Here is a 24,541-nt window from a genome sequence, read left to right as displayed (position 1 = left end):
ATAACAAGTCCTAAAATGAATCGACTATAGTTTTAATCCGTTTAAGTTTAAAATCTTCTGTTAGCTTCGCAGAATACATTTCCTTATTGTGTTGATTATAGAAGGTAAATTTGTGATCATCTAAGTTTAGTATTGCAAAGCCAAAACCGAAAAAGTTTCTAACCTCGTGTGCTAAGTAGTTTCTACCATTTGAATAGTCAAATTCTACATTTTGATAAACAGGCTCTTGATCTTGAGCGTGTAATAATGCACCACCGTTTCCAACTATAATCTGGTCTGGAACATTATCCATTAATAAAATCTGGGCTATATGAATGTGGCCAGAAACTATGGTAGTGACATTGCTTGGAAATTTATCTCCAAAAGCTTCAATTTGTGTAAGATTACCATGGCTTTTTAATGTCAAAAATTCTTTTTTTGGAGATCTCCAAAGCGGTTTATGAGTTAAAAACCACGTGGGCTTATCTTGTATCAATTTATCAAATTGCCTTTCAAAAGCATCAATTGTGCTTTGGGTTGTAAAAATATCCTCACCGGATGAAGAGTCGAAGATAAAAAATTTCATCGGTCCAGCATCTAAGGACCAAATAGAAACGAAGTTTCCACATTTTTCAGACGAAAAGGGGTATGAATCTAGATACCTGAACCATCCTTCATAAGCTCTATTACAACTCTCATGGTTTCCACGAACAAAAAGGAAAGGGGATTGTAATGAAATATCCTTTGCAGGCTCAAACCAATCAGCGTACCAAGCTTTTTTATTATATCCATAAATATCGCCACACTTTTTTGTATTTCTACATTTTGTTTGTCTATAATGATAATCACCAACATGGATAATTAAATCTGGTTTATGAAGGGCGATTGAATCTAAATTTTTTTTTAAAGGCCAGCTATCTACCGAATTACATTCCTGCTGAAATAACATATTTATTCTACAACCCGTGTCACCAATAAAAGCAATTTTATTAACCTTTTCTGGTAATATAGGAACTCGTAGATCCTCAATACTAATGTTTTTGGCACTTGTTTGTACTGTCAGTTCACAAACTGTTTCGTTATGATCACCATTGTTAATTGAGCTGCGATTCAGCATTTCTATTTCCTCGCCATCGACATAAACAATGGGACACATGTCATTGTCTGTAATTGCACGTATGCTTAATTTATTTTCTGGGATAACTTGAGACCATGTGTATAATATCTGTGCATGGACGAAATGAAAGCTAGTTATAAGAGAGAGAGCTAAAAAAATAAAGATATTAGCTACATTCATTTGTATAAAAACCTAAGTTAAAAATTAGTAGTAAGGTTGTCTTAAATGATTAAAATTTATAATCACAAAATTCATAATCAAATTATACAAGTAATTTCTAAATTATTCTAGTATCAGATTGACACTCTAGATGAAAAATTCTAAAATGATTAAATAATTTAAAATAATTATATAAAAACTAGAATATAGTGCGGCCGTGGTGGAATTGGTAGACACGCAGCGTTGAGGTCGCTGTGGCTCATAAGGCCTTGGAAGTTCAAGTCTTCTCGGCCGCACCAGTTTTTTCATAGCTGCTTAATATGGGTAAAAATGTTTATAGGAAATCAGAGTAGCAATAAGGTAGAAAGAGCTATCAGCGAAATCAGGCGCGGCCGGCCAATTGTAATATATGATAAAAGTAATTACCTATTGTTCGCTGCTGCTGAGGCTTTAGAAAGAGATTTATTTAATCAATACAAGCTTATATCAAGTAATGTATATGTTACTTTAACTTCAAGTAAGGTAAAATACATATCTCAGAATAAAGAACATAACAGCAAACGTCTGTTGGTGAATAATTTTGATGAACTGCTCCATTTAATAAACTGTTCAAAGGAAGATTGCATAAGAGAGTTGCAATGCTCAAAGACAATAGATGAATGTGCTATTGCCTTGCTTAAGTTCTCAGAATTATTGCCATACGCGTTAGTGGCTGATATGACTTTTGAGAATAACCATGAAATGCGAAATTGGTGCGAGAAAAATGACGTTATTGCACTGGACACGTCATTCATAAATAATTTTCAAGAAAATCAGGATGTATATGAAGTGTGCAAAACATCATTATTTTTAAAACAGACTCAAGAAGTAAATATCATATCTTATAGAACAGAAAGTGGTGGAAGAGAACATCATGCAATTATCATTGGCAATCCAGATAAAGATGGCGAACCATTAGTAAGAATTCATTCTTCGTGCTATACGGGTGACTTGTTAGATAGCTTATCATGCGATTGCAGAAGTCAGTTACATCAAGCAATTCAAATGATAGCTGACTCTGGAAGTGGTATTATATTGTATTTGATGCAAGATGGAAGAGGCATTGGTTTAACTAATAAGTTAAGAGCTTACAGTGTGCAAAGAGGACATAATCTTGATACTGTTGATGCAAACAGAATATTAGGTTTTGAAGATGATGAAAGGAGTTTTGCTGTTGCAGCTAAAATGCTTAATAAATTGAACATTAACAAAATCCAATTACTTACAAACAATGATAGGAAATTGTCAGAATTGGAAAGTAGTGGTATAGGAGTTACAAAGTGTCTACCACTTATTGTGGAACGTAATAAATATAACGATTCATATATGGAGACAAAGTTTGGTAAGCTAGGCCATAGATTAAGAGTTTTTTAGCTTTTTTGTTGTAACTACTTTGTTAATTTGCTATGTTTATTAACATAAGTTAAGATTTTTAGGAATACTAAAATGCTAAGATTTTTTAAGCGAGAAAAAAATACTGAATCCTTAGATAAGGATATAGATTGGAATTCAAACCGCTACAGCACAGTTATTGCTCAAAGGAATATTCTACTTTTATTTGCATTAATATTATTAGCAACGATCTCTATCAGCATATTAGTCATATTTAAAATTAGCACAAGTAGCACTATTGAGCCATTTGTTATAGAAATTGACAAGAAATCAGGAATAGTGCAATTGGTTGATCCTGTCACAGTAAAACAATATTCTGCAAATGAAGCGCTAAACGTTTATTTTATTTCAGAGTATATAAAAGCAAGGGAGGTTTTTGATCCATATCATTATAATTATAACTATTATACAAAGGTGAGGTTGTTTTCCTCACCTAATGTGTATAATGAATTTAGAAATTATGTAGGATCACAGAATATGGATGATCTTTTTAATTTGTACTCAGATACCAAAAGTGAATTTAAAATTCGCTCAATTCAAAAATTGGGTAACGATGCTCTTCAGGTGAGGTTTTTTGTGGAATTTATACGGAAAGATGGAAGTTCCACAAGAAAAAATAAGATAGTTATTATGTCATATAGATATGCATCGCTTGAAATGGATGATCAGCAAAGATATATTAACCCATTAGGATTTCAAGTTATTTCATATAGAGTAGATGATGAATATGTATAGGATATTATTAGTTTTAGCTTTACTTGTAAGTGGCAATTTAAACGCATCCATTAATTATAATGAGCCTATTTCTGTAGATAGTAGAATAAAGACTTTTGTGTATAGCCCTAATGAAGTATTTACGGTGGTTTTTAGTCAGGGTTACTATTCTTATATTGAATTTGCGGAAGGAGAAAAAGTTAAAAATATCGCTGTTGGTGATGCATCAAGTTGGAAAATTAATCCTTATGACAATAAATTGCTTATCATGCCATTTGAAGTTAGTAGTCGCACTAACATGATTATTACAACAACTAAAAAAAGAAATTACATTTTTGATTTAATCTCAAGGCCAAACTACGATAAATACCCAGATACTGATGCTAAGAAAGTGGGTCACGATTATTCTGCTGAAAAGGATATATCTTACGTAGTACGTTTTTATTATCCTCAAGAAGAAGGTGAATTTGATCTTGATTTAGATGAGGTTTCTTTACCTACTCAAATGCAATATACTACAGACAAGCCAGAAAAAATAATACAAGAAAATGATACGAAGTACAATTATACATATATTGATGAAGGTGGTAATGCGGATATAGTTCCGATTGAGCTATTTGATGATGGTTATTTAACCTATTTAAAATTTAGAAATAATAATAAAATACCTCAGATTTTTGTAGAAGAGGAGGATAAACCTTGTAAAAGGCTGTTATTTGATGATTATGTTATAATAAAAGGAGTACATAAAAAGCTATTTATGCGTTATGAAGATGGTGAAGTTGAAATTATAAATAGGTCACTTTAGCTGTGGTATATGCAATATGAATAAAGAAAGGCGTAACAATTCAGAAGATGAATCAGAAATAGAGAACAAGGTAGTAACAGTTGGCTCTAATCAAGGTCATAGGGCATTGATGGTCATTATTTTAGTGCTTCTGGTTGGTGGAGTGTATTATCTCTATTTTAGTCCTTCTCATAAAGAGGGTTCAGAAGTTATTAAAAAAGAGGAAACAAAGCAAAATGTTCAAGAATTGAAGGGAAAGTTGGAACAAGTTCCAGATAATGTAATGGTTCCTGAAAGAATAATAACTGATCCCTTACCACCCTTACCTCCTCTTCCTACACCACCAATCATACCAGAAATAAAACAAATTAGAAAAGAAGAAGAGAAACCAAAAGAAACTCCTGTGTCAAATATACCTATTTTGCCAAAGCAAAATTTTCCTTCTAGTAATGTTATGGGCAATTTACCTACCTCGTTTCCTACAATAGGGGGTAGCGGTTATCCTAGAGACAGACGTAGTGCACAAATGTTAACAATTTCAAGTGATGGTGGAGAGAATAAGGCTGCTGATGCTATTTTATCTGACACTTCAGCACAATCGAGCAAAGCTACCAGAGTAGGAAAGCTTGGTTTAATGGTTACTCAAGGTAAAATTATTGATGCTGTTCTTGAAACTGCAATAAACTCTGATCTGCAAGGAATGCTGCGTGCTATGGTGAGTAGAGATGTTTATGCAGAAACTGGTGATACAGTTTTAATACCTAAAGGCTCAAGATTGATAGGCAGTTATTCATTTGACTCGAATGTCGCAAGAGCTCGTGTAAATATAAACTGGAGTAGGGTCATTCTTCCTCATGGAATAGATATTGCTATTTCATCACTTGGTACGGATGAACTTGGCAGAGCAGGAATAGCTGGAATAGTTGATAATAAAATAGTAAGTGCATTATTCTCTTCAGTGGCACTTGCTGGTGTTTCAATTGGTTCGGCTGTTATAGGGCAAAAGGCCTCTAATCTTATTGATACGCTAACTGCTATGGATGCGATGAGATCCATCACTGCAACTGAAATAGATATCTCTTCTCTCAAAGGGGCTATTGTTGAGAGATTGGAGGATGCTATAAAAACTGAAGTTGGGAGGGTAGGAGACGAAAAATGGAAATTGGGTCTTAGGGCTATTGAAAAAATTCGGAATGCTAAAAGTGATCAGGATTTACTGAGAATAATAAAGGAAGAAATAGTAAGTGTGATAAAAAGTTCTGGAGCTAGTGGAGTTGATGCAATTACTAGTGACAATATCGGTATAACTTTAGACGATGTACGTCAACTGTTGAGGCAAACTCAGAAAAGAAGCAAGTCTGTTTATGATAAAGCAATCGGGAAATCAATCGAGGATTTTTCTAAAGATATGCGGGATATAGTAGGCAGATACACAGATAAAAAACCAACTATTTATGTTGATCAAGGCACCGCGTTGAAAGTATTTGTTAACCAAGATATAGTATTTCCTCCACAGGCAATATTAAATCAATGAAATGAATTATGCTGCACTTGATACATATTTGGAGCCATTACAAGGCATATTTCAAGAAGAAGGCGTAAATGAAATATCAATAAATAAGCCAAAGGAAGTATGGATTGAAAATCGCGGTGAAATAAGGTGTGAAAAATTAGAAGTATTCGATCTTAACCATTTGAAATCTCTTGGCAGACTGATTGCTCAAGCTACAGAACAAAAACTTAGCGAAGAAGCACCTTTACTTTCGTCAACATTACCAAATGGTTATCGTATACAGATAGTATTTCCACCAGCATGTGAACCTGATAAAGTAGTCATGTCGATTCGTAAGCCTTCTAGCATGCAATTAGCACTCGATGATTACGAAAAAATAGGGGCTTTTTCTGAAACTGTTACAGAAGCAACTGATAATCCAGTTGACCGTCATTTGGATTTACTGTTAAGGCAAAAAAAAATAAAAGAGTTTTTAGAATACGCTGTAATAAGTAAGAAAAATATTATAATTAGCGGTGGAACTTCCACTGGTAAGACTACTTTTACTAATGCTACTTTGCGTGCTATTCCAACTGAGGAAAGAATTATTACTGTTGAGGATGCAAGGGAAATCGTTTTGAACGATCATCCAAATAGAGTGCATCTGATTGCCTCCAAAGGAGGGCAGGGCAGAGCAAAAGTAACCACTCAAGATTTGATAGAGGCGTGCTTACGTTTAAGGCCAGACAGAATAATAGTTGGTGAGCTCCGTGGAGCGGAAGCTTTTAGTTTTCTTAGGGCGATAAATACTGGTCACCCTGGATCAATATCAACCCTTCATGCGGATAGTCCAACAATGGCCCTTGAGCAAATAAAATTGATGGTTATGCAGGCAAATCTTGGCATTCCTCCAGACCAAATTATACCATACATTAGAAATGTGATTGATATTGTTATTCAGCTAAAAAGAACCGGTGGGGGCAAAAGAAGCATTTCTGAGATATTATTTACTAGATCTGCAAGCGAAAATGCTTAAATTTATACATAAGTTAAAAAAGAGTAGTTTATGAGTAATGGAAATCACCTACGTAATATTCTCATAGGAGGTGTAGTAGCTTTTAGCGTACTTGAGTTTTGCTTCTATCTATCTGGTATATTGTTCTTTCTATTAGTTGACGGTCCGGATGCTGTGGATTTTAAGGCAATTAATCCTAGTTTGACGCCTTTCCCTCAAGCTCTTTGGCCAACGATTTTTGATCATATACAATATTGTTGGCACCACCCAGAGTTATATAGCCTTGAGCTCAAATTAAAATTAATTCTATCTTCTACAATGCCTATTGTTGTTTTAATGATTATCTTATGGAATTTAAGAGAAAGGATAATTGAGTGGCGACCATTTAAAAAGAAAGAATCACTTCATGGAGACTCGCAGTGGGCATCAGAGAAAGACATACGAAAAGCAGGATTAAGAAGCAAAAAGGGATTATTGCTTGGTAAAGATAAAAGAGGATACTTTATTGCTGATGGGTTTCAGCATGCATTGTTATTTGCACCTACAGGTTCTGGTAAGGGTGTTGGCTTTGTAATTCCTAATTTATTATTTTGGACTGACTCGGTAATTGTACACGACATAAAATTAGAAAACTATGAAATAACAAGTGGTTGGCGAGAACGACAAGGACAAAAAGTATACGTATGGAATCCAGCGCAGCCAGATGGAATAAGTCACTGTTACAATCCATTACAATGGATTAGTAAAAAACCTGGGCAGATGGTTGACGATGTGCAAAAAATAGCTAACCTCATCATGCCTGAACAAGACTTTTGGCAAAATGAAGCAAGAAGCTTATTTGTTGGAGTGGTATTATACTTACTTGCTGCACCAGAGAAAGTTAAATCTTTTGGTGAAGTTGTGCGTACGATGCGTAGTGATGACGTAGTTTATAATCTTGCTGTTGCTCTTGATACAATGGGTAAAATACTACACCCTGTAGCATATATGAATATTGCAGCTTTTTTACAAAAAGCTGATAAAGAAAGGTCGGGTGTTGTATCAACTATGAACTCATCGCTTGAATTGTGGGCAAACCCATTGATTGATACTGCAACTGCGTCAAGTGATTTTAATATTTTAGATTTTAAAAAGAAGAAAACTACAGTTTATGTTGGTTTAACTCCTGACAACTTGACTAGGCTCAGGCCTTTAATGCAGGTTTTTTACCAACAGGCAACTGAGTTTTTATGTAGAAAATTGCCATCGGATGACGAGCCTTATGGCGTATTGTTTTTAATGGATGAGTTTCCTACACTTGGAAAAATGGAGCAATTTCAAACAGGTATTGCATATTTTCGTGGTTATCGAGTTAGGTTATTCTTAATTGTTCAAGATACTGAGCAGCTCAAAGGAATATACGAAGAAGCAGGAATGAACTCCTTTTTGTCAAACTCGACTTACAGAATAACTTTTGCAGCCAATAATATTGAAACAGCTAATTTAATATCGCAACTTATAGGAAATAAAACTGTACAACAAGAATCGTTGAATAAGCCTAAATTTTTAGATTTAAATCCTGCTTCAAGGTCGTTGCATATCTCTGAAACACAGAGGGCATTGCTATTGCCTCAAGAAGTTATTATGTTGCCACGCGACGATCAGATAATTTTAATAGAGTCAACTTACCCAATTAAATCAAAGAAAATTTTGTACTATAGTGATAGCACCTTCACAAAAAGACTGCTCAAGCAAACTCGTGTGCCTACACAAGAACCATATGACCCAAACAAAGTTCTTTCTGCTGCTGCGAGCAAAGATAAGGTTAATAACGAGGGGAATAATGCTCTTGAGGGGCCTAGCGCTGCTGATTATCCTGCTGAAACTAAAACAGAGGATGCAGTGTATGATGAATCAGATGAATTTGCAGACGAAGATATTGATGATGAAGATATTGACGATAAGTTTGAAGATGATGATGACGGGTTTGATGACGAGAGGAGCGATGATGGGTTTGATGACGAAGACGAGGAGGATGAATTTGAAGATGAGGATATTGACGATAAATTAAAAAATGATCAAAAATAAAGGTTAACTTTGCCTATTTTTAGCTCAGAAAAGTGCAAGTTATGCAAATAATTAGGTTTTTCATATTAAGCCATTTTTAATTAATTAGTATTAGATTAGCTATTTTAACTAGGGGAGTAGTAATGATTAGTAAAAAAACATTAGCGGTTACAGCACTTGCTTTGCTGTTGTCACAACAATCTTTTGCAAGTGAAACAGAAGGGTTTTACTTTGGCAGTGGGTATTACGGTCAATATTTAAATTACATGGGTGAGTTGAAAGCAAAAATTGGAGATACTGCTGCTACAGCTGCCAATAATGTATCTGTAAATGACAGGAGTGCTCAGAATACAGAAGGTCAATCACTAAGTAAGTATAAAGGAGATTATAATCCACCTTTTGCTGCAAATGTGGCACTTGGTTATACAGGGGAATTGAATGGCAATAGCTACAGAGCTGAATTGGAAGGAATGTATTCTTCTGTAAAAGTGGATAATATTGGTTTAGCAAGCAGCCAGATAACAATATCCTACATAAAGGATAAAGCTAACCCAGAAGAGAGATATGGAGCAATAGTCAATCATGACCAGATAGAAAACGCGTCTTTAATGGCAAATGTTTATCATCATTGGAAAAGTGACCGTTTCTCTTTTTCTCCTTACGTTGGTATTGGAGTCGGTGCAACAAGAATGAAAATGTTTGAAAAATCGTCAATAAGACCCGCAGGTCAATTAAAAGCTGGCCTTGATTATCGCATAAACGAAGATGTAAATATGCATATTGGATATAGAGGTTTTGGTGCTATTGGTAGCAGTGAGTTCAAACTAGAAACCTCAAAGTGGGATCCCAATTTTAATAATGGCACAGGTAAGCCAAAAGGTAAAATGGTTGAACAAACAGGTGATAATCAAGTATCTACTACCATACAGAATGGCTTTTTTCATACACACGGCATAGAGGCTGGCCTTACTTTCCACTTTGCCAGCAAAGCTTAAACATGTTGCCCTTTTAAAAAATGCATAAAACCGTTCCTGTCATCCTATGGCTTGACCATAGGATCTAGTTAAATATAGATCCCAGTGTCACGCACTGGGATGACGAGGTAGAGGGTACTGGGATGACGAGGTAGAGGGTACTGGAATGACATAGGATAATATGGGATGAAGGAGATAATACAAGAAAACATTAGCTATGTTTTTTGCACAACAATGCACCTCTTCATTCCTGCCAAATCATGTACATATTCCTGAAAAGCTAATTTGTATGAGGGTATTATTTTGTCAATATCATTTTGATCTTCACCTATCTCCAATATCGCAAACCCATTTTTTTTAAGACACCTCCTTAATATTGAAAAAATACTCAAGTAACAGTTTAAACCATCAATTCCACCATCAAGAGCAATTCTTGGTTCCTTTTGCACTTCGGCTTGCAGGTCTTTCAATTTGCTTCTTTTAATATATGGAGGATTACTGATTATAAGATCGAATGAACCTCTGCACTCTGTCCATGAGCTTGGAAATATTTTGGCTCTGCTGAGAAGATTATGTTTCTTTGTGTTCTGATAGGCAACTTTGTATGCTTCCAAGCTTTTTTCAAAACCGATCCCAACGGCATTTTCATACTCACTAAGTACGGATATCAATAAACAACCTGTGCCTGTACCAAAATCTGCAATTTTTAGTCTCTGCTTTTTATTTGGGTAATATTTTAACACTGCTAGGATTATTGTTTCACTATCTGGTCTTGGATCCAAAACATGCTGGTTAACTATAAAATTTTTACTCCAGAATTCACGATTACCTATTATTTGCGATATTGGATATCTTTCCGCTCTTTTTTTTGTTAATTTCCAAAATAAAAGTTCTTTCTCCATCGGCACTTGATCAGCATGATTCATAATTATGAATGATCTTTCCACTCCAAGTACGTGCTGCATGATGATTTCACAATCTAAATGTGGTGATTCAACTTTATGTGACGATAATAACTCCGATCCTTCTTGAATTAAAGTGCTGATTGTTTTCATTATTCTAAAAATGTGTTCCTTTCAGCCAAGAATAGCAATTCCAATTTAGGGTAGCTGCACTAAATCCAAGTGTCAAGCATGGGTTCTTGCATAACCTAAACAGAAAAAAGATACAAGGTATTATTTTAGATATAAGCTATAAATATTTAAGAAATTTACCAAATGAAAAAAAAGGCAAAAGAAGCCCCGTGGTTGGCTAATTACTTACATTATACTTTCAAGTATGGCGTTTTTTAAGTCTTAAACACTGCAATTTAGCTGCTTTTAAATGCAACTCACCTTAGTTTAAATGTTTAAGAAATTTACTAAGCAGAAAAAAAGGCAAAAGAAATCCCGTGTTAGCTAGTTGTCACTCTCTAATCCTGCAAATTGGCGTACTATACTGTCTTAAACGACTTATAAGCGCGTTTCAGCTTATATAGGTAAAAACCCAGAAATGTTGTGAAGACATAAGGTGCACATAGTGCAAAAAATTAAAAATAAGACGCCAACTACGTTGTTTTCTTGCTGTTTAATCTGCACAGATGAAGATAACTGAATACCCTCAGTTTCATGATAAGGGGGTTGGCGGAGTTTGTCAAGGAAGTTTTTTCGTTTCTATTCCCAATAAAAGTTTGTATGCAATAACACAGAAGCATATGCTGCTATTCCTTCATTTCTTCCAAGAGAACCTAATTTTTCTGCAGTGGTTGCTTTGACATTTACGAATTCATCATCAATCTCTAATGCTTTTGATATGAATTTCTTCATTTCTACTTTGTAAGGCGATATTTTAGGCTCCTCACAAACTATAGTAATATCTAAATTAGACACGCTGTACCCTTTTTCCTTTGCTTTTTTAGCAGCAAAGTCAAGAAAGTGAGATGAATTGCAATCTTTCCATTCAGAGGAACTAGGAGGAAAGTGCTCTCCTATGTCGCCACATCCCAGTGCTCCGAGTATTGCATCAACGATTGCATGTATTGCAACATCACCATCAGAGTGCGCTTCTATTGCCATGTTGTGTTCAATTTTCACACCGCAAATTTTTATAAAGCTCTCAGCACCATTTTGAACTTTAATGAACTTATGTATATCATAACCAGTTCCGACACGAAATTTTGGCTCTTCAAAGAGAAGCTTTGCCATATTGATATCCTCTTTTGTGGTTAACTTAAAATTGCTTTTCTCACCTTTAATAATCGCAACATGTTTTTTGTGCTCTACCATTAGTGATGAATCGTCAGTAAATTCTTTGTCTGATTGATGGCACAATAATAATTCTTTGAAATTAAAAATTTGAGGAGTTTGTATGGCTCTGAGTTTTCCTCTTGAAATCGTAGATTCAACGAAATTATTACCCACCAATGACATAGTGTCTTCGACTTCTATTGCTGGTACTACTCCTGTATATTGATCATTAATCATGGACTGAGCCAAGTTATCTATCAGAACATCTGACACAAAAGGCCTACAAGCATCGTGTATAACTACAAAATCTGGGTTAATTTTTTGTAAGCTTTCAAGCCCTAGTTTAACTGAATTTTGCCTGTTTTCTCCTCCATATATTGGACTTAGTAATTTAGTATCTACACCTCCTGTCATCCAAGTAGCTTGACTACTTGGATCCATACTTTCTTTTTTTCTAGATTCCAGCGTCACGCGCTGGAAGGAGTGTACTGCTGATTTTTCACTTAAATAATGGTTGGATAAGAGATCCATTGCTTCCCTATAAAAACTTTCATGGTCTCTATTAATTGCTATTCTTATGTAATCTATATATTGGTTAGCCAGAAATCTTTTAATTGCATGAAATAAAACAGATTTACCTGCAAGTTTTGTATACTGCTTAGGAATTGTGTTACTGCATCTACTGCCTACTCCTGCTGCAACTATTAATGCTGCTATTTTGTATTTCTTAAGTCTGTTAGTGTGCATATTTATCATTTTCAGCGTAAGTGTATAGTAACAAGTTATTTACAGTTTTAAAAAAAGAGTGTATTATCTTATAAGATATAATACGATGCTAGAATGCACATTACTAAGTGTAATAAAGAAAATGAGATACACCTTATATTCTTTCATGGAATAGGGGATAATCATAAAAATGCTCAACAATGCTTACAGCATTTATGTGGCAGAAATAGGCTAAAAGCTATTGCTCATACACATAAATATCCGGCTATATTCCAAAACTACATAACTTATGCTGCAGTTAGCTTTTTGTTCCTCGTGGCATCTGTATCAGCGCCCATTGCAATATTACTACTTATAAGCCCCATAACAGCTGGAGTAGTTGGTTTAGCAAGCTTAGCTGCTCTAACTTGCATTTTTTTATCCGTAATGCTTATTATTATTCCCTTTATAAATAGAGATCAAAGTTTGCTTAAGCCCTCGATAGAAGAAATCAATGAATTAATGGACAAGGGTGTGAGGCCTGAAAACATTATACTTTTTGGCCATTCCTTTAGAGGAGCAGTTGCATCGGCAGTTTTGAAGCACTTTGCAGACAAAAACGTTAAACTTGGAAGTGTTATTTTTACTAGCACTTTCAGCTCTTTTCATACAGCAATAGGGCATTTTCCGATCCCTCAAGCAAAAATTTTAAGTATGTTGCCCTCATCCATTTTTAAAAAATTGCTAAAGGCTTTAGATCTAGATTTTGATTTAGTGAACGATATACGAAAGTTGCGAGATGAGGGAAAATTGAATATGCCAATAATAGTTATTAATAGCAAAAGAGATTACTTAATACCACAACCTGCACAATTGGCGCACGCAATAGAAAATGATGTATTGCTACGTGGAAAATTGATCAAGATTGTTAATTCGAAAAGGTATGAAGATGATCCACATAACGGAGTTTTATCTAGTTGGGAATTGGGTGAAAATTTGATTGACCTAATACTTAATAAAATTGATAAAACAATGAATAGATAGTATTTACAATAAACTGTATATTTTTCAGTAAATTGACTATGCTAAACGCATGCAAAAACGTCATATAACTATTTGTTTTATACTGCTTTTTATAATAGGGATGTTATTCCTGATGCGTCCTATGATTTTTCCATGTTTAATGTCTATTGTTATTGCATATTTGTTTAATCCGCTAGTAGTCAAGTTTGAAAAGTATAGAATACCGCGTTCATGTTCTGTAATTTTTATAATACTTGTTTTATTAATAGCTTTTATACTAGTTATAACATTTGTTTTACCTATTATATATGTTCAAATTACTTCAATATTAAATTTCTTAGTGAGTAAAGTGCCTTCATTAAAACTTAAAGTAATCCCCTCTGTATTAGAATTTCTTAATATAAAAATCGAGGATAGCTTATTTGATCACTTATCTAAAAATCTAGCAGAAAATGACAGCGACTATGTATCTTATTTCATAAATGCTCTTGATATTGCTAGTAACTTTATAATCCAAGTGTTAAGTTCAAGCTTTAGCTTGATTCACACGGTATCATTAATGGTGATTACTCCTGTAGTGTTTTTCTATATATTACGTGATTGGCCTTTAATTATAGAAAAAGCTAATAAATTAATTCCTGTTTCTTATAGAGAAAAAGTTGCAAATTATTTTTCCAAAGTGGATTTCATCATATCTAATTATCTAAAGGGGCAGGTAAATGTATGTATTGTCATGATGGTCTTTTACTCTGTGAGCCTGAGCATAATCGGATTGAAACACTCTATTGTTATTGGAATTTTATCAGGAATATTAACGTTCATACCTTACGTAGGACCATTATTATATACCATTATTTGGTTTTTGAGCGCTATTACTCAATTTAGTGAATGGTTTGAAAGTGCTGCCGTTTTGCTATTATTTGGTGTTGGACAATTAATAGATTCAAACATATTAGTTCCTTTATTAATAGGAAAAAAAGTTCATATACATCCAACTGTAATTATTCTGGGAATTACTATATGCGCTTCATATTTTGGATTTACAGGTATATTACTTTTTATTCCAATAATAGCAATGTTCAATGTATCAGTAGAATATGCAATCAATAAATATTTTAAAAGTGAGCTTTATAAAAACGGCTAACAGACCTTTTGCATAATCAATTTATGGTAAGAGGAGAAATGAGCCCAGAATACCTGAGATATTTGAGGAGCGTAAGTAAATTTCTGCGCAAAAATTACTACCAGAAAGAGGTTACGTAAGAGGTTTAATGTGCAATTAAATTTATTTAACAACAATCAAGCTGATTATAGTCGGCAAAATTACATCATCTTAGATGAAAATAAGCACATATATAATTCAGTAATTGAGGATTTATCTTGGAAATCTCTCATTCTTTTTGGACCTAAAAGCTCTGGTAAAACTCATCTTGCTCATATTTGGCAGTCAATAAACGATGCAATTTTTATCAATGTGAATAACTTTGTAAGCGAGATTAGGTATAGCGATGCTTTTATTTTAGAAGACGTACAAAACATTAAAGATGAAGAAATGTTATTACATTGTTACAATTACATGAAAGAAAATGATAAGAAGCTGCTAATCACTTCTTCAATTTCGCCAAAAAAACTTAACTTCAAACTAAGAGATTTAAGTTCTCGAATATTATCAACTATCAGCGTAAAAATTTTGCCTGCAAGCGAAGAATTATTAAGAATCATGCTAATAAAACGATTTTCAGATAAACAGTTAAAAATTGATTTAAAAGTGATTAATTATATTTTAGCAAGAATAGAACGTTCTTTCTATAGCATTGATAAAATTATAGAGAAGATAGATAATGAATCTATAGGGTCAAATGTGACCGTTCCTTTTATTAGCACTTTATTTAAAAAAGATGCCATTTGATTTCTTCTTTTGTAAAGTACTCATTGTATATATTAAAAATTTATTAACACCCATAACACTAACGTAATTGAAATCTCTATCTGTCCATGTTAGAATTATAATAAATGTTATGTTATAATAAATATAGATAGATACAGCTAAGAAGTATTCTATATTTATAGTAGAGCTCACTTTATAAGGTGTTTTTTATAGATTTGACGTTATAATTTAACTATGATAAGAGTAAGATTAAATTTAAAAAAAAGGTTAAAGCAAAGGTTTGTGATGTTCACTCTATTGATAAATGCCTTATTTGTCTCATATTTTCTCATAAGACACATAGGAAACACTTCCAATCAAATTATAGCCAAAGAAATAAATATAGGAGCTGATAATGAAAAATAAACAGTCGCAAAATAAAAAAGAAAATCTTTACATAACATATTACATAGATGCTTTGGCTTCAGAGAGGTCCGCTACACAAAATACTCTGGAAAGTTATCGTTCGGATTTACACCAGTTTGAAGAATTTTTATTAGAAAGCGGCACTACCTTGGTTGGCGTAAACAAAACCAATATTAAAGATTATGTGAAATATCTATGTACACAAAAAAAATATAAAAGTAGCTCTATATCAAGAAAAATATCCGCTATGAAAAATTTCTATAAGTGTCTATTTAATGACGGAATAATAGATTTTAATCCAGCACCGGCTAATGATGCTGAATTAAAGAATCCAAAAGTTTCTCGTCCTTTGCCTAAGTATTTAAGTGTCGAAGAAATATTTTTGCTAATGGACGCAGTGAGAAAATCAGCAAGCGAATCGAATAAAGAGATAAGCAGTAAAAGGCTATGTGCGATTTTAGATATCCTTTACTCTTCTGGAATGCGTGTTTCTGAACTAATTAATATGAAGTTATGTGAAGTGTCACATTTAATAAACAGTAATAACAAAGAATGCTATATAATAATAAAAGGAAAAAGTGGTAGAGAGAGGCAAATTCTTTTTAATGAACAAGCATTGCAGAGCCTTAGAAATTATTTATCAGTTCGTGACAATCTGATCCCTAACGAAAAGGAATCCGATTGGCTATTCCCAGGTGATAAACCTAATAAACCAATTACAAGGCAGAGGGTCGGTCAATTAATGAAGGAGTTAGCAAGAAAATGCAATATTGATGAAAATAAGATCTCTCCACACGTGATTAGGCATTCTTTTGCTACCCATCTACTGGATAGCGGAGCAAATATTGTGTTGATACAGAAAGTTCTTGGCCATACTAACCTTTCTACAACACAAATATATACTCATATTGCTAACGAAAAGTTAAAGGACAAATTAGCTGATTCGCATCCTATTACTCAGATGATCAATAATTAAACTTATTGCTTTTAATTTGTAGTAAAGTTAAATTCAAATAAGTTTATGTGAGTTTGTGATTTCAAGTTTATTGTTTAATTTCTTCCTTATATTATGGGAAGTATTCTATACTTTAATTGCTCTCCCTGTAATTTTCTTTCCTGAGTATGTAATAACCATTTTCCTCGTCTGTTCGGTGAGAGTTGTATTATTCATGCTGCGTTTATTATGTGGCATTAAATATGAAGTGAGGGGAATGGAAAACATTCCTAAGCAACCTTTTATCATTGCATCTAAACACCAATCTCCATTTGAAACATTTATTTTTATACTACTATTTAGAAAAGCGGTTTTTATTTTAAAACGTGAATTGAAATGGATTCCATTCATTGGTTTACATCTTATAGCGCTGAAAATGATTTTTATTAACCGTTCAGATGGTATCAGTTCTATACGCCATATAATTAAACTAGCAAAAATGCGTATAAAAGAAAATAGAAGCATAATAATATTTCCTGAAGGTACAAGAACGACTATAAACCAAAATATAAAATATCAACCAGGTATTGCTGCTTTATATAGCGTATTATCTGTTCCTGTGTTACCGGTTGCTTTAAAGACTGGTTTGTTTTGGCCAAAAAGCATACTTTCTCTGAGAAAGAATCCCGGAAAGGCAGTAATAGAAATATTGCCCCCAATATATCCTGGGTTAAACAAAAATGAATTCTTGCAAAGTTTAGAAAAAATTATTGAAGAGAGAAGCAGTAGATTAACCATAGAAAAAACTGATATTGCAAATTAACAAAAAAACTTTATAATTAAAAAAAAAGTACAGTATTTTAGGTATTAATATATGGCAAATCATAAGAGTGCTAAAAAAATGATAAAGGTAATAGCAAAGCGCACTTTAATAAATAAGATGCGGAAAAGTAAAACTCGCACCGCTATTAGAAAATTGGTTGATATAATCAAGTCTGGCGACAAAGAAAATGTTGTTCTGGCATTTCGGAATGCTGAATCTAATTTACACAAGTGTGTGAATAAAGGTGTTATTCATAGGAATACTGCTGCGCGTAAAATAAGTCGCTTAAATGCAAAAGTAAAAGCATTGATGACCGCTTAATACGGTTAATGTAAAGTTAACTGTATTAATATATACTCTTCAGTTTGTATATTCTGTATAAAATTTAAGTAGCTTAAGTGATGGATAAAAAAGTGCTATTAGAACTAAGTAATGGATTAAAAATTGAGCTACCCATATTAAGTGGAACAATAGGTCCTGACGTGTTAAATATCAAAGATTTATATAAGACGACAGGATTATTCACTTATGATCCGGGGTTTGTTTCCACAGCTTCATGTTCTTCTTCGATTACATTTATTGATGGAGATGAAGGAGTTCTTAAATATAGGGGACATGATATAGCTGATTTGGCAGAGAATAATAGTTTTACTGCTGTGATTTATTTATTACTCTATGGTGAACTACCCAGTTCAGAGCAACACAAAAAATTTCTTCTCAAAATACAAGAATCATCCAAAGTATCAGAGCAAGTTACAAATGTAATCAAAGCATTTCCAAAAACTGCTCACCCTATGTCGATTTTAGTTGCATGTTTTGCAAATTTGTCAGCATCTTACCATGAAACACATGGCAACAATGTCAATGGTGAAGATTTAGATTTTGGAATTTCTGCAATAGCACAAGTTCCTGCAATTGTTGCAATGATTTATAGGCATATCAACAATCAGGAATTCATAAATGCTAACAATGAATTAAGTTACAGTGAAAATTTCTTAAAGATGATATTTGGCGATGCTGTTGATAATGATAAAAGCGCCCTTTTTGCAAAAGCTCTGGATAAAATATTTACTCTCCATGCTGATCATGAACAGAATGCTTCTACGGCGGCTGTCAGATTGGTGGGATCGGCTGGCTCTAATCTGTTTGCAAGCCTCTCTGCAGGAGTTGCTACACTTTGGGGATCAGCACATGGTGGAGCTAATGAAGCAGTTATAAATATGCTAAAAGAGATAGAGCAAAGTGAAGATATAGATAAATTCATCGAAAAAGCTAAAGATGATAAAGATCCATTTAAATTGATGGGATTTGGACATCGTGTTTATAAAAATTATGATCCGCGCGCACGGATATTGAAAGACGCTTGTCATGAGGTTCTAAGTAAACTAGAACAAAATAATGAATTGCTCAAAATTGCAAAAAAACTTGAAGAAATAGCTTTAAAGGATGAATATTTTATCGTGCGTAAGTTATATCCAAATGTTGATTTTTACTCAGGTATAATAATGAATGCTATCGATATTCCCTCAAATATGTTCACGCCTATTTTTGCACTTGCAAGAACCACTGGTTGGGTTACTCAGTGGTATGAAATGATAAATGATAAAGAAACTAAGATCTGTAGACCAAGGCAACTCTATTTTGGTAAATAAATTTATTTTCACTTCATTAGACTTCTTGTATAACCCAAGCTAAGTAGAAAAAAGGTATAGCTAACACGTCATACCGTGATTTATTCATGGTATCTCTAGATCCCGCTAACAAGTAGCGGGATGACGAGATGCCACCGCGAACCGTCATACTGCCGCAGACCGTCATACCGCGATTCATTCGCGGTATCTCATCCGCTAACACGTAGCAGGATGACGAGGTTATCGTCATACCACCGCGAACCGTCATACCGCCGCGGTATCTCACCTGCTAACAAGTAGCGGGATGACGAGTTACTATACCACCGCGAACCGTCATACCGCGATTCATTCATCGTCATACCGCGATTCATTCGCGGTATCTCTTAGCCGCTAACAAGTAGCGGGATGACGAGCTTATCGTCATGCCACCGCGAACCGTCATATCGCCGCAGACCGTCATACCGCCACGAACCGTCATACCGCCGTGGTATCTCTAGATCCCGCTAACAAGTAGCGGGATGACGAGTTACTATACCGCCGTGAACCGTCATACCGCCGCGGTATCTCTTAGCCGCTAACAAGTAGCGGGATGACGAATTACTTAACCATCATCTACACCGTCATACCGCCGCGGTATCTCTCAGCCGCTAACAAGTAGCGGGATGACGAGATGCCACCGCGAACCGTCATGCCACCGCAGACCGTCATACCACCGCGAACCGTCATACCGCCGCGGTATCTCTAGATCCCGCTAACAAGCAGCGGGATGACGAATTACTTAACCATCATCTACACCGTCATACCGCCGCGGTATCTCTAGATCCCGCTAACAAGTAGCGGGATGACGATTGTCGTTTAGCCACAAATATTAAGAAATTTACCAAATAAAAAAAAAGGCAAAAGAAGCCCCGATTAATATCTATTTAAAAACATTGGCGTTTTTTAAGTCTTAAACACTGCAATTTAGCTGCTTTTAAATACAACTTACCTTAGCTAAAATATTTAAGAAATTTACTAAGCAGAAAAAAAGGCAAAAGAAACCCCGTGTTAGCTAGTTGTCACTCTCTAATCCTGCAAATTGGCGTACTATACTGTCTTAAACGACTTATAAGCGCGTTCAGCTTATATAGGCAAAAACCTAGAAATGTTGTGAAGACATAAGGTGCACATAGTGCAAAAAATTAAAAATAAGACGCCAACTACGTTGTTTTCTTGCTGTTTAATCTGCACAGATGAAGATAACTGAATACCTTCAGTTTCATGATAAGGGGGCTGGCGGAGTTTGTCAAGTAGCTTTTTCGTTTCTATTCCCAATGTTATATGGTTATGCAAGAAGTCTAATTGGTATAACCATGCATGAATGCTATTTTCGGCAGAATCTCTTACAATGCCCAAAAGCAGAAAAACAAAAACTTGATTTTCGCAGCTAAATAGTGGACCATCAAAAGCACGCATAAATATCTACAATGAAAGAAAAAACTTTCACAATCATCGATGGCTATGGTTTTCTTTTCAGAGCTTACTATGTACTACCTCACTTAATTACCACAACAGGAATGCCAATAGGTGGTGTATATGGCTTTCTGAATATGGTTCTTAAGTACATTGCCCATTCGGACTACTTAACTATAGCACTTGATGCAGGAAAAAAGAATTTTAGGCACAATTTATATCCTGAATACAAAGCAAACAGAGTAACGCCTCCTGAGGATCTAATTCCACAGTTCACCATACTGAGGGAAGCGGTAGAAGCTTTTAACCTCAGCTATGAAGAAATTGAAGGTTATGAAGCAGATGACATAATCGCAACACTAGCTGCAAAATACGCCAACCACCAAGACTTTAAAGTGGTAGTCGTTTCATCAGATAAAGATTTATTTCAACTCTTGAACCACAATATTTTAATATTCGACCCCATTAAAAATATATATATAGATGAAAAACAAGTAATAGAAAAATTTGGTGTAAACTCACACAAGCTTCTTGATTTATTTTCTCTAACTGGTGATGCATCTGACAACATTCCAGGCGTTCCGGGAATAGGTCCGAAGACTGCAGCTAAATTACTAGATGAATTTGATTCATTGAATAATATTATAGAGAACATTGATAACATCGAGCAAACGAGGATTCGTAATATTCTTGCTGAACATAAGGAAAAAGCGCTAATTTCAAGAGAACTTTTATCACTATGCGAAAAAGTAGACCTTCAACATGATATTGCAAAATGTGAAGTTCGCCCTCCAAATATGGAAAAACTATTATCCTTTTTAAAGAAGTATGAATTCAATTCCTTAATAGGTAAAATAGAAAAGCTTTTTTCCTATAATGGATCTAGCACAAAAGAGAAAATAGAATATAGTAGTGAAGAGTTAGAGAAATTTTTGGAGCATTGTAGATATGAAGGCAAAATTGCAATTCATTACCACCTTGAAAACAATGTATTAAGTCTATCTTATAGCGAAAGTAATATTTTTTGTATAGAGCAAGATAGCATACAAAATGCACTCATTACAATCAACTCAACTTTACTCTCAAATGGGGTGCTTAAAATAATACATAACATTAAAGAGATGAGGAAAATCTTCCCTGCAGTGGAGAAGATGCTAGATTCAGTTGATGATTTGATGATAATGTCGTATAGCTTGGATACAGGAAAACATGATCACAGTATTCCAAACATAGTTGCGCATAATTTGAGTGAAAATGCAGAAATTTTCTCGGCAAAAACTTTAATAGCAATTCATGAAAAGCTAAAGCAAAGGTTATTTCAGGAAAAATTGTTCACAATTTACGAGCGCTTCGATAAGCCACTTATGAAAGTGATATTTAATATGGAGAAAAATGGAATATTGCTAAATATTCAAAAATTACAGGAGCTGTCCGATAAATTTCAGCAGGTAATTGCTGTACTTGAAAGTGAGATATATAATTTGGCAGGGGAGAAATTCAACATTGCGTCACCAAAACAATTAAGTGATGTTTTATTTAATAAAATGGGGCTTAATAAAAAGAAAAAGTCAAAATCTGGATCGTATAGCACCAATTATGAAGTTCTAGAGGCACTCGAAGAAGAAGGGGTAGAAATTGCAGGTAAAATTTTAAGTTGGCGACATTCAAGTAAATTGAAGAGTACCTACACTGATGCATTAATAAAACAGGTTGATCCGCTCGATGATAGAATACACACAAGCTTTTCAATAACTGCAACTGCAACTGGAAGGCTGAGCTCCAGCAATCCTAATTTACAGAATATTCCTATCAGAAGCGAAGAGGGAAATCTTATCAGACAAGCATTTATTGTGCCAAAAGGGTGCAAGATAATCTCTGCTGACTATTCGCAAATAGAATTGAGGCTCCTGGCACACGTTGCAAACGTTGCAGCATTTAAAGAAGCTTTTGCAAACGGACAAGATATTCACGATATCACCGCTAGGCAAGTTTTTGGAGTGCAAGAAATAGATGAGCAATTAAGACGCAAAGCAAAATCCATTAATTTTGGAATTATATATGGAATCAGCCCGTTTGGCCTTGCAAAACGGCTTGGAATTACCATTGCGGAAGCTGCTGAATACATTAATTACTATTTTTCCTGTTACCCAGAAATAAAGGCCTATATGGAAAAAGCAGTGTCTATCGCAAGATTGCATGGTTATGTAGAAACTTTGTTTGGCAGGAGATGCTTTGTAAGAGACATAAACAATACAATTCCTTATGTAAGACAATTTGCAGAAAGGGCAGCGATAAATGCACCACTGCAAGGAACTGCTGCTGATATAATAAAACGTGCGACGATTCAGCTTTTTGATCAGTTAAAAGTAGGTAAAATAATCCTCCAAGTTCACGATGAACTACTGGTTGAAGTAGAAGACGAAAAGGTACAAGAAACAGCAAAACTTATGAAAGACGTAATGGAAAATGCAATAGAAATTTCTATACCACTTGAAGTAGAAATAAAAATTGGCGACAACTGGGCTCTTAATTATGACTTAAACATGGCGGATTCTAAGAGTATAGATTATTTGAATTAATATGAAAAATATGCTACAATTAAAGTATAGTAAATGTGAGTAACTCAGTTATGACAAAAATATTAACTCCACAAACAAAGAATTTGGAGCCTTCAAATCAGGTAACTAACAAAGATGAGAAAGTTTTTAAATTTAAAAACGAGGAGCACCAGTTAATCTATCGTGCTTTCCTAGATACTTTAGAAAATCCAGAAACTCTAGAAAATCTAAAAAAGCAAACGAAACAGGAAATAGAAAAGAAGGAACAGAAATTGAAAGAAGAACTTCCAGATCGAGAAAAACAAGAATTACAGGATGATCTGAAGTCATTAGATGAACGATTAGAGCGATTACAGAATGGAAATGAAAAGAAAATTTTTACTTTTATATCAAAAAATCATGAAGGTATATTCAATAATATTAATCAAGAAGATATAAAGTTACTAAATGAAGAAAACTTTTGTCAGCTTTTACTTTCCGTATTTGAAAAAATTAGAGAAAAAAATTTAGCTAGTGAAGAGAATTTAAAGAATGACAAAATAAAGCAAGAAGTAGCTGAATGTGTAGCTGATATACGCGGTACAGAAGCTAAAGATTCACTCATAAAGCTTGCTGGGTGGCCGCTTGGAATAAAGATAGACCCAAAAAATATTTCCAGCTCTTTTATGAATGGGGTGAAAGAAAAAATACCATTCTTAGGTAAAGATAAAAAAGAAGAGGATGAACCACCACTCAGTGATGAAGAGATGGCAACAGCATTCTTACGTAAGATTTTTCTTCCTATTTCTTTTTCCATTGCTTCAATATTAATTTTTGGTCCTACTACACTCGCGATAGTTGCTGCCGTTATTGGTACAATATTCGCCATAAAAGGGGGAGTGGAGGTTCTTTTTTCAAATGACAAAAAAGGTACTTTATATAACCCTCATTCACGAGATGAAAAGAAAAAAGAAGGATGGGATGGGAAAATTCTTGATGGTATTAGTAAAATTTTAGGATCCAAAGTTAATGAAACTGGGCAGGGTAATCAACCTGCTGTAACAACTGAGGAGCAACTTACTCAAAAGAGTGAGCAGTCTACTGTGCTTGAACAAGTTACTTTAGATCAGCAAAAAACCACAGGGCAGCAACCAAGTAAGACTACCTGAGTTTGCCAATAAAGTGAGTTGTGTAAGAGGTCTAC

The 24,541-nt window shown here is 34.3% G+C and carries 20 protein-coding genes and 1 tRNA gene; 18 read left to right on the top strand and 3 right to left on the bottom strand.

The genetic code is table 11. The features are described from left to right. Positions 1-10 precede the first annotated feature (10 nt). Positions 11-1,276 carry a metallophosphoesterase family protein gene (locus ABWU23_RS00705; RefSeq protein ID WP_353270625.1) on the bottom strand — a complete coding sequence of 422 codons (1,266 nt, stop codon included), beginning with the start codon at positions 1,274-1,276 and terminating at the stop codon, positions 11-13. A 190-nt stretch (positions 1,277-1,466) separates the two neighbouring features. Here ABWU23_RS00705 and ABWU23_RS00700 point away from each other — a divergent pair. From ABWU23_RS00700 to ABWU23_RS00665, 8 genes are all read left to right on the top strand, one after another. Continuing rightward, positions 1,467-1,554: transfer RNA gene (locus ABWU23_RS00700), tRNA-Leu, on the top strand. 31 nt (positions 1,555-1,585) lie between these two features. Beyond that, positions 1,586-2,668, top strand: coding sequence for a GTP cyclohydrolase II (locus ABWU23_RS00695; RefSeq protein WP_253309361.1), 1,083 nt, complete (start codon positions 1,586-1,588; stop codon positions 2,666-2,668). A 72-nt stretch (positions 2,669-2,740) separates the two neighbouring features. After that, positions 2,741-3,421 carry a virB8 family protein gene (locus tag ABWU23_RS00690; protein WP_253309360.1) on the top strand — a complete coding sequence of 227 codons (681 nt, stop codon included), beginning with the start codon at positions 2,741-2,743 and terminating at the stop codon, positions 3,419-3,421. Then, a complete protein-coding gene (gene virB9, locus ABWU23_RS00685) occupies positions 3,408-4,208 on the top strand; it encodes a P-type conjugative transfer protein VirB9 (protein ID WP_253309956.1) in 801 nt (266 codons plus the stop codon). The genes ABWU23_RS00690 and virB9 overlap by 14 nt, the downstream gene beginning before the upstream one ends. Before the next feature lie 16 nt (positions 4,209-4,224). Further along, positions 4,225-5,721: a TrbI/VirB10 family protein gene (locus ABWU23_RS00680; protein ID WP_353270624.1), complete on the top strand. Its 1,497-nt coding sequence runs from the start codon at positions 4,225-4,227 to the stop codon at positions 5,719-5,721. Position 5,722: 1 nt separating this feature from the next. Continuing rightward, entirely contained in the window at positions 5,723-6,715 is a 993-nt protein-coding gene (gene virB11, locus ABWU23_RS00675) for a P-type DNA transfer ATPase VirB11 (protein WP_353270623.1), read from the top strand. A 30-nt stretch (positions 6,716-6,745) separates the two neighbouring features. Beyond that, positions 6,746-8,761, top strand: coding sequence for a type IV secretory system conjugative DNA transfer family protein (locus ABWU23_RS00670; RefSeq protein WP_253309357.1), 2,016 nt, complete (start codon positions 6,746-6,748; stop codon positions 8,759-8,761). A gap of 122 nt (positions 8,762-8,883) precedes the next feature. Then, positions 8,884-9,735: a P44/Msp2 family outer membrane protein gene (locus ABWU23_RS00665; protein WP_353270622.1), complete on the top strand. Its 852-nt coding sequence runs from the start codon at positions 8,884-8,886 to the stop codon at positions 9,733-9,735. A gap of 194 nt (positions 9,736-9,929) precedes the next feature. Here the strand turns inward: ABWU23_RS00665 and prmC are convergent, their stop codons facing one another. Together prmC and ispF are read right to left on the bottom strand one after the other, a co-directional pair. Further along, entirely contained in the window at positions 9,930-10,769 is an 840-nt protein-coding gene (prmC, locus tag ABWU23_RS00660; RefSeq protein WP_253309355.1) for a peptide chain release factor N(5)-glutamine methyltransferase, read from the bottom strand. Positions 10,770-11,366: 597 nt separating this feature from the next. Next, entirely contained in the window at positions 11,367-12,695 is a 1,329-nt protein-coding gene (gene ispF, locus ABWU23_RS00655) for a 2-C-methyl-D-erythritol 2,4-cyclodiphosphate synthase (protein WP_353270621.1), read from the bottom strand. Between the two features lie 84 nt (positions 12,696-12,779). Between ispF and ABWU23_RS00650 the strand changes: the two genes are divergently transcribed. From ABWU23_RS00650 to ABWU23_RS00605, 10 genes are all read left to right on the top strand, one after another. Continuing rightward, positions 12,780-13,688: an alpha/beta hydrolase gene (locus ABWU23_RS00650; protein WP_353270620.1), complete on the top strand. Its 909-nt coding sequence runs from the start codon at positions 12,780-12,782 to the stop codon at positions 13,686-13,688. Positions 13,689-13,737: 49 nt separating this feature from the next. Next, entirely contained in the window at positions 13,738-14,811 is a 1,074-nt protein-coding gene (locus ABWU23_RS00645; RefSeq protein ID WP_353270619.1) for an AI-2E family transporter, read from the top strand. Positions 14,812-14,940: 129 nt separating this feature from the next. Then, the gene (locus tag ABWU23_RS00640) at positions 14,941-15,576 is read left to right on the top strand and encodes a DnaA ATPase domain-containing protein (RefSeq protein WP_253309351.1); all 636 of its coding nucleotides are present in this window, start codon (positions 14,941-14,943) and stop codon (positions 15,574-15,576) included. Positions 15,577-15,949: 373 nt separating this feature from the next. Next, positions 15,950-16,936 carry a tyrosine recombinase gene (locus ABWU23_RS00635; RefSeq protein ID WP_353270618.1) on the top strand — a complete coding sequence of 329 codons (987 nt, stop codon included), beginning with the start codon at positions 15,950-15,952 and terminating at the stop codon, positions 16,934-16,936. Positions 16,937-16,991: 55 nt separating this feature from the next. Then, complete coding sequence (locus ABWU23_RS00630; protein WP_320109404.1) at positions 16,992-17,717, top strand: lysophospholipid acyltransferase family protein; 726 nt, start codon at positions 16,992-16,994, stop codon at positions 17,715-17,717. A 51-nt stretch (positions 17,718-17,768) separates the two neighbouring features. After that, positions 17,769-18,038: a 30S ribosomal protein S20 gene (gene rpsT, locus ABWU23_RS00625; protein ID WP_006279236.1), complete on the top strand. Its 270-nt coding sequence runs from the start codon at positions 17,769-17,771 to the stop codon at positions 18,036-18,038. Between the two features lie 80 nt (positions 18,039-18,118). After that, positions 18,119-19,369 carry a citrate synthase gene (locus ABWU23_RS00620; RefSeq protein WP_353270617.1) on the top strand — a complete coding sequence of 417 codons (1,251 nt, stop codon included), beginning with the start codon at positions 18,119-18,121 and terminating at the stop codon, positions 19,367-19,369. Positions 19,370-20,580: 1,211 nt separating this feature from the next. Beyond that, positions 20,581-20,778 carry a hypothetical protein gene (locus tag ABWU23_RS00615; RefSeq protein ID WP_353270616.1) on the top strand — a complete coding sequence of 66 codons (198 nt, stop codon included), beginning with the start codon at positions 20,581-20,583 and terminating at the stop codon, positions 20,776-20,778. Positions 20,779-20,814: 36 nt separating this feature from the next. Continuing rightward, the gene (gene polA / locus ABWU23_RS00610) at positions 20,815-23,379 is read left to right on the top strand and encodes a DNA polymerase I (RefSeq protein ID WP_264687966.1); all 2,565 of its coding nucleotides are present in this window, start codon (positions 20,815-20,817) and stop codon (positions 23,377-23,379) included. Positions 23,380-23,438: 59 nt separating this feature from the next. Then, entirely contained in the window at positions 23,439-24,506 is a 1,068-nt protein-coding gene (locus ABWU23_RS00605) for a hypothetical protein (RefSeq protein WP_410530050.1), read from the top strand. Positions 24,507-24,541: the final 35 nt, after the last annotated feature.

Source organism: Wolbachia endosymbiont (group A) of Hedychridium roseum, from assembly GCF_964028325.1.
In the GTDB taxonomy this organism is placed as follows: Bacteria; Pseudomonadota; Alphaproteobacteria; order Rickettsiales; family Anaplasmataceae; genus Wolbachia.
Note: the sequence above shows the minus strand (reverse complement) of the source record. Positions and strands in the feature narration are given on the sequence as shown.

What these genes read in the sequence shown, in the direction of transcription:
- ABWU23_RS00650 (WP_353270620.1), top strand. Translation starts at nt 12,780, where the DNA reads ATGCACATTACTAAGTGTAATAAAGAAAATGAGATACACCTTATATTC.
- ABWU23_RS00705 (WP_353270625.1), bottom strand. Translation starts at nt 1,276, where the DNA reads ATGAATGTAGCTAATATCTTTATTTTTTTAGCTCTCTCTCTTATAACT.
- ABWU23_RS00615 (WP_353270616.1), top strand. Translation starts at nt 20,581, where the DNA reads ATGAAGATAACTGAATACCTTCAGTTTCATGATAAGGGGGCTGGCGGA.
- prmC (WP_253309355.1), bottom strand. Translation starts at nt 10,769, where the DNA reads ATGAAAACAATCAGCACTTTAATTCAAGAAGGATCGGAGTTATTATCG.
- ispF (WP_353270621.1), bottom strand. Translation starts at nt 12,695, where the DNA reads ATGATAAATATGCACACTAACAGACTTAAGAAATACAAAATAGCAGCA.
- ABWU23_RS00680 (WP_353270624.1), top strand. Translation starts at nt 4,225, where the DNA reads ATGAATAAAGAAAGGCGTAACAATTCAGAAGATGAATCAGAAATAGAG.
- virB9 (WP_253309956.1), top strand. Translation starts at nt 3,408, where the DNA reads ATGAATATGTATAGGATATTATTAGTTTTAGCTTTACTTGTAAGTGGC.
- ABWU23_RS00665 (WP_353270622.1), top strand. Translation starts at nt 8,884, where the DNA reads ATGATTAGTAAAAAAACATTAGCGGTTACAGCACTTGCTTTGCTGTTG.
- ABWU23_RS00695 (WP_253309361.1), top strand. Translation starts at nt 1,586, where the DNA reads ATGTTTATAGGAAATCAGAGTAGCAATAAGGTAGAAAGAGCTATCAGC.
- ABWU23_RS00690 (WP_253309360.1), top strand. Translation starts at nt 2,741, where the DNA reads ATGCTAAGATTTTTTAAGCGAGAAAAAAATACTGAATCCTTAGATAAG.
- ABWU23_RS00620 (WP_353270617.1), top strand. Translation starts at nt 18,119, where the DNA reads ATGGATAAAAAAGTGCTATTAGAACTAAGTAATGGATTAAAAATTGAG.
- virB11 (WP_353270623.1), top strand. Translation starts at nt 5,723, where the DNA reads ATGAATTATGCTGCACTTGATACATATTTGGAGCCATTACAAGGCATA.
- ABWU23_RS00670 (WP_253309357.1), top strand. Translation starts at nt 6,746, where the DNA reads ATGAGTAATGGAAATCACCTACGTAATATTCTCATAGGAGGTGTAGTA.
- polA (WP_264687966.1), top strand. Translation starts at nt 20,815, where the DNA reads ATGAAAGAAAAAACTTTCACAATCATCGATGGCTATGGTTTTCTTTTC.
- ABWU23_RS00635 (WP_353270618.1), top strand. Translation starts at nt 15,950, where the DNA reads ATGAAAAATAAACAGTCGCAAAATAAAAAAGAAAATCTTTACATAACA.
- rpsT (WP_006279236.1), top strand. Translation starts at nt 17,769, where the DNA reads ATGGCAAATCATAAGAGTGCTAAAAAAATGATAAAGGTAATAGCAAAG.
- ABWU23_RS00645 (WP_353270619.1), top strand. Translation starts at nt 13,738, where the DNA reads ATGCAAAAACGTCATATAACTATTTGTTTTATACTGCTTTTTATAATA.